General features: G+C 42.8%; 6 protein-coding genes. 3 read left to right on the top strand and 3 right to left on the bottom strand.

The window, feature by feature from the left end; all coding sequences use genetic code 11:
• Window positions 1-370 precede the first annotated feature (370 nt).
• The 3 genes from PSE7429_RS19765 (at window position 371) to PSE7429_RS19775 (ending at window position 3,507) form a co-directional block, all read left to right on the top strand.
• Window positions 371-1,387 (top strand): transaldolase, encoded by a 1,017-nt coding sequence (locus PSE7429_RS19765; RefSeq protein WP_009629119.1) that lies wholly within the window; start codon window positions 371-373, stop codon window positions 1,385-1,387.
• 113 nt (window positions 1,388-1,500) lie between these two features.
• Window positions 1,501-3,120 carry an AAA family ATPase gene (locus PSE7429_RS19770; RefSeq protein WP_040689724.1) on the top strand — a complete coding sequence of 540 codons (1,620 nt, stop codon included), beginning with the start codon at window positions 1,501-1,503 and terminating at the stop codon, window positions 3,118-3,120.
• Window positions 3,121-3,132: 12 nt separating this feature from the next.
• Complete coding sequence (locus PSE7429_RS19775; RefSeq protein ID WP_009629121.1) at window positions 3,133-3,507, top strand: DUF1257 domain-containing protein; 375 nt, start codon at window positions 3,133-3,135, stop codon at window positions 3,505-3,507.
• A gap of 162 nt (window positions 3,508-3,669) precedes the next feature.
• On the opposite strand, the gene PSE7429_RS19780 is transcribed toward PSE7429_RS19775, so the two are convergent.
• From PSE7429_RS19780 to PSE7429_RS19790, 3 genes are all read right to left on the bottom strand, one after another.
• Entirely contained in the window at window positions 3,670-3,852 is a 183-nt protein-coding gene (locus tag PSE7429_RS19780) for a hypothetical protein (protein ID WP_009629122.1), read from the bottom strand.
• A gap of 527 nt (window positions 3,853-4,379) precedes the next feature.
• The gene (locus PSE7429_RS19785; RefSeq protein WP_009629123.1) at window positions 4,380-5,138 is read right to left on the bottom strand and encodes an EAL domain-containing protein; all 759 of its coding nucleotides are present in this window, start codon (window positions 5,136-5,138) and stop codon (window positions 4,380-4,382) included.
• 333 nt (window positions 5,139-5,471) lie between these two features.
• The gene (locus PSE7429_RS19790; RefSeq protein WP_009629124.1) at window positions 5,472-6,767 is read right to left on the bottom strand and encodes an ABC transporter ATP-binding protein; all 1,296 of its coding nucleotides are present in this window, start codon (window positions 6,765-6,767) and stop codon (window positions 5,472-5,474) included.
• Between the last annotated feature and the right edge of the window lie 140 nt (window positions 6,768-6,907).

Here is a 6,907-nt window from a genome sequence, read left to right on the forward strand (position 1 = left end):
CATTTTCTCATATGTCATCTATAAGTAGAAATACTCATTGCATTAGTGAGATGCTCCCCTAAAGTTTTCCTCAGGGCATAAAGCCCCAAAACAGCCCCAAAACAGCCCTAAAACATGAGTGGCGTTGCTCAGCAACGTCACTCATGTTTTGGGCTTTGATTCTCTTAGCTAACTACCTCAGCATAATTACAATCCAGAGCTAAAACCTGCGGCGCAAGCGCATCTTGCGCCGCAGGTCTTAGGGTTTTAGATTTAGCTATTTACGGTGCGATCTTGTAATTACTCTAAAGGTTGAAGAAACTTCAAAATTGTTGGGGCTAAGATAGGCTTGCAAAGGTAGCTATTTGTAAATAGCTCTAAGGAGGACATAATGCCTAATGATTTGCCCAAAAGTTTTCTCGATCAGTTACGGGAAATAACGGTCGTTGTCGCTGATACTGGCGATATCCATGCCATTGAAATGGTTAAACCTCAAGATGCAACTACCAATCCATCTTTAATCACAGCTGCGGCTCAAATGCCCCAGTATCAGGAAATTGTCGATGAAACTCTGCGAGAAGCGAGAAAAGATCTTGGTAAAGATGCCATGCCTGCGCAGGTTGTTTCCTTAGCTTTCGATCGCTTAGCGATCTCCTTTGGTATGAAAATTTTGCAAATTATTCCTGGTCGCGTTTCCACAGAGGTAGATGCAAGGCTGTCCTACGATACCGAAGCAACCTTGGAAAAAGCCCATTATTTAATTTCGCAATACGAAGCGCACGGCATTTCTCGCGATCGCGTATTAATTAAAATTGCCGCTACTTGGGAAGGTATCAAGGCAGCAGAATTACTCGAAAAAGAAGGCATTCATTGCAACTTGACCTTACTATTTGGACTGCATCAAGCGATCGCCTGTGCAGAAGCGGGCGTAAAACTAATTTCGCCTTTTGTCGGACGCATTCTCGACTGGCACAAAAAAGATACTGGTCGCGATAGCTATCCAGCTAATGAAGATCCAGGAGTATTGTCAGTATCGAGAATTTATAACTACTATAAAAAGTTTGGTTATAAAACTGAAATCATGGGCGCAAGCTTCCGCAATATGGGAGAAATCGTCGAGTTGGCTGGTTGCGATCTGTTAACTATTTCGCCCGCACTACTCGACGAATTGCAACATACAGAGGGTGAACTAGTACGCAAACTCGATCCCGAAATCGCCGCCCAGTCAGATATCGCCGCCATTCCTATGGATAAAGCAACTTTTGATGCTATGCATGCTAGCGATCGCATGGCTTCAGAAAAACTTGACGAAGGGATCAAAGGCTTCTCGAAAGCCCTTGTCACCCTAGAAGAGCTACTAAAAGCCCGTCTTGCCAAACTCGAAGCACCCGCTCTGGCAGCAGTGTAGTTTTTGGTACTTACCAAAGCCCAAAAGATTAAGTGGCGGCGCAAAGCGCCGCCGCTTATCTTTTGGGCTTTATCTTTAAATTGCGCCTAGCTACTTATTGCTATACTGCCAATATGTCGCCACAACTACCGCCCGATTCCTTTGCCCCTAAAAAAAGCAGAGTTTACCAAGCTCTGATAGAGCAGTTCGATTTACTACTTCGCGCCAAATATCCCCTCATATATATAGTTACGGCGGAAGAAGAACCTGTCGAAGAACTTTTGACGGAAATGGCAATCCAATCTAGCCCCAGTCGTCGAATTTTATTTTGGGACATCGCCAGAGGTTGGAGTGATGGTGGCGCAGATAAAGGCTCAGTGATGGCAGCTCTGTCACGGATCGCCCATCGGGACAAAGCAACCAAGGATGGTGATCACGTTTTATACGTGTTGCGGGATTTACATCCGATTCTGAAATACCCCCATCATGATCGTCATATTCCCATTATTCGCGAATTAAAAAACCTAGCGAGGGAGCTCAAACGAGATCGCCGCACAATTGCCTTAACAAGCTATGTGTTAGAGATCCCGCCCGAACTGACTGAAGAAATTACAGCGATCGATTTTCCTCTGCCCGCCGTTACGGAAATCGAATATTTAATCAAACAAAAAATTTCACCCAATAAATTAAATTTATCAAACTTAGCGTTAGAGCAACTAGTCAAAGCTTGCCAAGGTTTAAGCCGTACGCGAATTCAAAGGGTTCTAGCCAAGGCGATCGCCGAAAAAGAACAGGTAAACGACTCCGACATCGATGCCGTACTTGCCGAAAAGCAGCAAGCGATCAGACAGACAGGAATTTTAGAATTTTTTACGGTTAATGAATCCCTTAAAAATGTTGGTGGCTTAGACAACCTGAAGCAATGGGTGCGGATTCGACGCGATGCCTTTACCGAAGAAGCAAAGCGTTATGGCATCCCCACGCCTAAGGGCGTATTACTAGTCGGCATTCAAGGCACTGGCAAATCGCTGTCGGCAAAAACGATCGCCAATGAATGGCGCTTACCTTTATTGAGGCTAGATATCGGGCGCTTATTTGGTAGCTATGTGGGAGAGAGTGAGAGCCGAATGCGGCAGATGATCCAACTCGCTGAGGCGACTGCCCCCTGCGTCCTTTGGATCGATGAAATTGACAAGGCTTTTGGAAATATCAATGGTTCGGGGGATGGAGATTCTGGGGCAAGTCGGCGAGTATTAGGAACGCTCATCACTTGGATGCAAGAAAAAACTTCACCTGTATTTATTGTTGCTACAGCAAACAATGTCCGCATTCTGCCCGCCGAACTATTACGAAAAGGAAGATTTGACGAGATTTTCTTTTTAAATTTACCGACCGAGTCCGAACGCCAAGAGATCTTTAAAGTCCATTTACAGAAATTACGCCCTAATCGGATGCGGGAGTTCGATCTATTGCTATTAGCGCGACATACCAAAAATTTTAGTGGTGCAGAGATCGAACAGGTGATCCTCGATGGCATCCATCGCGCCTTTGGTCGTGGTAGCACTGGCAAGCGCGAAGACTTTACCACCGAGGATATCATTAGCGCGATCGAAGAGACCGTCCCCCTAGCAGCGATCGCTTCGCAGCAGATTGAATCCCTAAAACAATGGGCGGCTGAGTCGGGAGCACGCACAGCATCTAACGACGAGCAATTACTTCAAGAATTACGAAAATTTGCTATTAATTTAGAGTGAATACAAACAACTATGTCACACTTCACTACAATCGCCATCGAAATCAAAAATGGGGACTTGCTGGAAAAATCACTGCAAGAACTGGGATATCCCGTCAAGCGCAATACTTTGGTACGTGGATACCTCGGTAATAGCACCCATGCTGAGTACGTGATCCCCATGCCCAACGCCTATGATATTGGTTTTCGCAAACTCGGCGATCGCTACGAACTGATTGCCGATATGTGGGGCGTAGCAACGAATGTGGAAGAATTATTGGGCGCAATCACCCAGCAATATGCAACTAACAAGGTTTTACAAAGCGCAGCGCAACAAGGATTTGCGATTGAGCAACAAGAGATTCTGGAAGATGGCACGATTAGAATCGTGATCGGACGCTGGAGTTAGCCCTGCCCTCAGAATGACCTTAGTTATTTAACGTGAGTTCGGGATAATTTAAAGCGGGCTTTGGAAATTTGCCAGTTTAACCCGAACTGACGTTATTTAGGTGAGTGCAATCCGTCCTTTAAAGCAAAACCAAATAAAGAATAAGTTTTCACAAGCGGGAACCTAATCAGAATTGCGGAATAAAGTTAAAACTGGGACACATGCTCCAATGCATGAGGCGATCGCGCCAATGCCTGAAAAGATATGAGGAGCTTGAACATATTTGATAACTTCGTCTGTAGCGAGGGGCAAGGTTGCGAGCAGCACACACGACACACCTAAGCGAACTGCTAATTGATGAATCATGATTAATACTTGAATTCTACTGAATACTTCAATACGAGATAACTCACACTAGGTTGACTGGTGGGGATCGTCATCTATAAATAGAGTGAGATATCTCAATCGAACAGTTAAATAGATGTCAATTTCTGTTAATAAAAATATTAAGACTCCAGCAGTATAAGGTTTTCTTAGAACATAAAACCTAAAAGATGAGTGGTGAAGCGAAGCTTCACCACTCATCTTTTAGGTTTTGCATAGTCTTACGATTGGAAAATTGCCAAATCCAGAACTTCTCAAATCATCGCTAAACCGAAGATATCCTTGCAAGGAGATTCGATTTTACCGCTATAAATTCACTTACAGCGCTTCGCGCTCAAACCCAAACCAAGGAAACTTTTGAAAGCGTTGCTTCGCAACGCTTTCAAAAATTTCCTTGTGGTTCGTTTGATCGATAATTACTGTAAGTCAGGGCTCAAACCCAATAGAGAGTGGCGGCGCTTTGCGCCGCCACTCTCTATTGGGTTTGATTTGAGAATAAAAGCACTATTCTATAGATTTTCTAGAACTGCCAATCCTTGAAATTTTGGTTTCGCGAAATAATAACCTTGAAAAAGCTCGATTCCAAAGGATTGCAAAACATCCAACTCCTCGTAGGTTTCAATTCCTTCAGCAATTATTTGAATCTTTAGCTCGTTGCACACTTGAACAATCCCCTTCACGATCGCCTGACGATTCTTATTGCAATCGATATGTCGGATTAGCCCCATGTCTAATTTGACTAAATCCGTTTGAATATCAGCTAATAAATTAAGTCCTGAGTAACCAGCCCCAAAATCATCGATCGCTGTCAAGAAGCCCTCTTGTTGATAATATTTGATGATTTCGAGCAGATGAGCACGATCCTCGATCTTTTCTCCTTCAGTAATTTCAAAGATAATCCGATCAATCGGAAAACCAAAAGTTTCCGCGGCCTCAAGCGTAGTACGAATACATAATTCGGGACGATAAACCGCATTGGGCAAGAAATTAATGCTGACGTAAGATTTAATATTCAGCTTTGCACTTAACTGAACCGCCTTGACTCGACAGGCTTGGTCGAAGCGGTATTGATTTTCATTATTCACCCTCGCTAAAATCTCCCCAGCTGGTTCTTCCGCCATACCCCTAACCAAAGCTTCTTGAGCAAAAATTGTTTTGGTTGTAACGTTAACGATTGGCTGAAATGCCATTGTAAAGTCAAACCCTAATCCAGCTCCTTTTGTGCATTCTGCACAACCAATTGACTGAAAGTCATGGCGTTGCGTCATCTGATTTACCTAATATATTCAATATATTCAACGTTGAGTTAGAGTCTCAAAAACTTAGGATGCATTTGGGCTATATAGTACGTTTTCGATTATTGCCTGTGACATATACCATAGCCATCCCTCTTTATGGCGTAAGCCTAACTAATTGATTCATCAAAACAATTGTTTTTGAGTCATCTCAGAGGGCTATAAGTACCTCAGCGTAATTAAACCCAGATCTAAAACCTGTGGCGCACGCTGCGCTTGCACCGCAGGTTTTAGGGTTTTATATTTAATTAAGCCCACTTACTTAATAGCTATGTAATAGTTTCTATAACTTTTTTGAAATATTGGCTAAATATTGGCTAACCCATAATTTTCTGAGTGCCATAAAGCATTAACTAAACTAACTCCGTGGGAAATCGGTGGAACCTCCCCAGAATCATAAAAATCTCCATCCACAACTGTGACATCAATAGCACTATCCATTGAATCAAAATAACTGCCATCCCTTCCATTGTTTGGCATTATACTATAGCTCAATCTATATACAGATGATGGTAAAGGTAATCTCTTGATTTGGCAAACAAATGCGCCACGCCCATAGGCAATATCTAGAGTGTTTTGAGTAAGTCTACTATGATGTAAAAACACTGGATTATCTTGGTTAGTTTTAAAAGATATTCCTGCAAGAATTCGATCATTTTTAAGTAGTTTTGTTTCAAAATAAAGGTAAATACTGATATTCTGTCCTGATTTTACAACGTCCAAACTTTTGCCATCTTCATCCCTAATATCAATACTTACTACTTTGATTTCTCCAGTTCCTTGGCGATCTTGGCGATCGCGTAGAGAGACTACATTATTTGTTAGGCTCGATAGATATTTGGTGATTGCATTTGTCCGATCGCCGATATATCTGAGTTCTCCATTTGCTAACAAAATTCCGCGATCGCATAGTTTTTCAACGGCGGCGATATTATGACTGACAAATAAAACCGTTCTTCCCTGTTTCCCGACATCCTCCATTTTTCCCAAGCATTTCTTTTGAAAAGCGGCATCTCCCACAGCCAAAACTTCATCAACAATTAAAATCTCTGGTTCGAGATGGGCGGCAACGGCAAAAGCTAGCCTGATATACATTCCTGAAGAATATCTTTTAACTGGTGTATCTAGAAATCTTTCTACTTCGGCAAAGGCAACTATTTCGTCAAATTTTGTCTTGATTTCATTTCTCTTCATCCCCAAAATTGCCCCATTGAGGTAGATATTCTCTCGACCTGTTAGTTCAGGGTGGAAGCCTGTACCAACCTCTAAAAGGCTCACAACTCGCCCTTTAATCAATATTTTCCCAGCAGTGGGTTCGATGATGCGACTGAGGATTTTGAGGAGGGTGGATTTGCCTGCGCCGTTGCGCCCGATGATGCCTATGCGATCGCCGCGCTTAATTTCAAAGGATATATCCTTGAGCGCCCAAAATTCTTCCTTGACTTCATCAGGTCGAAAGCGATCTTTCCTGAGAAAATTTTGCGCGAATTTTTTGGTGCCATTGGCGATCGCCTCTCGCAATGAACGATAACTTTCTTGCTTTTGATGACCAATAATGTATTTCTTGCTTAAATTTTCGACTTGGATTACTACATCAGACATTTTGAGTTCTTAAAACTTGAGTTTTTAAAACTAAGTCGGCAAAGATTGCTGACCACTATATCAGAAGTGCGATCTCTACTATGTTGCCTAGTTTATGCCAAACCCCAAAGGACAATCGGCGGCGCTTTGCGCCGCCGATT

The sequence above is a fragment of the Pseudanabaena biceps PCC 7429 genome (genome assembly GCF_000332215.1).
In the GTDB taxonomy this organism is placed as follows: Bacteria; Cyanobacteriota; Cyanobacteriia; order Pseudanabaenales; family Pseudanabaenaceae; genus Pseudanabaena; species Pseudanabaena biceps.

Bases quoted from the DNA above. Each gene is read 5' to 3' on its own strand.
- PSE7429_RS19765 (WP_009629119.1), top strand. From the start codon at position 371: ATGCCTAATGATTTGCCCAAAAGTTTTCTCGATCAGTTACGGGAAATA.
- PSE7429_RS19770 (WP_040689724.1), top strand. From the start codon at position 1,501: ATGTCGCCACAACTACCGCCCGATTCCTTTGCCCCTAAAAAAAGCAGA.
- PSE7429_RS19775 (WP_009629121.1), top strand. From the start codon at position 3,133: ATGTCACACTTCACTACAATCGCCATCGAAATCAAAAATGGGGACTTG.
- PSE7429_RS19780 (WP_009629122.1), bottom strand. From the start codon at position 3,852: ATGATTCATCAATTAGCAGTTCGCTTAGGTGTGTCGTGTGTGCTGCTC.
- PSE7429_RS19785 (WP_009629123.1), bottom strand. From the start codon at position 5,138: ATGACGCAACGCCATGACTTTCAGTCAATTGGTTGTGCAGAATGCACA.
- PSE7429_RS19790 (WP_009629124.1), bottom strand. From the start codon at position 6,767: ATGTCTGATGTAGTAATCCAAGTCGAAAATTTAAGCAAGAAATACATT.